This is a genomic window from Pseudomonas emilianonis, from assembly GCF_023072625.1.
Classification (GTDB): Bacteria; Pseudomonadota; Gammaproteobacteria; order Pseudomonadales; family Pseudomonadaceae; genus Aquipseudomonas; species Aquipseudomonas paraveronii.
In genome coordinates, this window is sequence record NZ_JAKNRV010000700.1 from 1 (window position 1) to 1,085 (window position 1,085).

General features: G+C 62.6%; 1 protein-coding gene and 1 pseudogene. Both read left to right on the forward strand.

Annotated elements, in window-relative coordinates:
• Positions 1-226, forward strand: a pseudogene (locus L9Z73_RS30995) (DUF1120 domain-containing protein); the annotation flags it as partial.
• A 116-nt stretch (positions 227-342) separates the two neighbouring features.
• Positions 343-993 (forward strand): DUF1120 domain-containing protein, encoded by a 651-nt coding sequence (locus tag L9Z73_RS31000; RefSeq protein ID WP_247408803.1) that lies wholly within the window; start codon positions 343-345, stop codon positions 991-993.
• The last annotated feature ends 92 nt before the right edge of the window (positions 994-1,085 follow it).

Below are 1,085 nucleotides of genomic sequence, written 5' to 3' on the forward strand. Positions count from 1 at the left end.
GTCTCCAATAGTGTTTAGCAGCGCCAGCGCCGGCCCCCTTCCGTTAGGCGCGCGCAGCCTCCTGGGGTTTACCGCCAACACCGGCAGCACCGAAGGCCCGAATGCCCTGCAAAACCTCAGCGCGTTACTGAGCCTGAAAGCCTTTATCGCGCCGCTCGACAGCCTGGACCTGAGCAGTGAAATAGCGCTCGACGGTTCGGCGACCCTGGAAATCACCTACTTCTAAACACTATTGGAGACCCCCATGTTCCATCGATACCTGCTCCTCGCTGCCGCTGACCGAAGAAATACCCATCGACGGGTCCATGACCCTGACCGTGAAATACCTCTAGGAGTTGAACCATGAAAAAATCGCTGATCTTTCTGGTCGCCTGTACAGGGCTGGTCAACCTACTACCGGCGCATGCCGCCTCCACCGTCGACCTGAACGTCAACGGCGTGATCACCCCCGCGTCCTGCACTCCGAGCCTGTCGGCCAACGGGCTAGTGGACTTCGGCAAGATCGCCCAGCAAGACCTCAACCTCACCACCGGCACGCGGCTGCCCGTCAAGTCCCTGGGCCTGACGGTGGTCTGCAACGGTCCGGTGCGTTATGCGTTGCGCATGCGCGACAACCGCGACGGCTCGGCCCACGTCAACAGCGAGATTTATTACGGATTGGGCTTCGACAACAGCGCGAACAAGATCGGCGTGTACTCGCTGGCGTTCGATCCAAAGCAGACCGTGGCGGATGCCGTGGCCGAGGTCTACGGCACCGAATCCACCACTGGCGGCCTGGCCTGGCGCACGGCCAACCGCAACCCGATCGACGTGGGCGCCAAAAGCCTGCTGGGCTTCACTGACACCGCCGGCAGCACCGCCGGCCCCTCGGCGATCCAGAACCTGAGCAGCACGCTGACCCTGGAGACGGTGATCAACGCCAAACAGAATCTGGACCTGAGCACCGATATCGTCATGGACGGTTCGGCGACCCTGGAGGTGGTGTATCTCTAGACTCTCTCGCTGCTGACGTCGACGTACTTCGCCCGCCCCGCACCGAGGCCGGCGACGATGGCGCCCAGGCCGATCACCGCGAAGACCCAGCC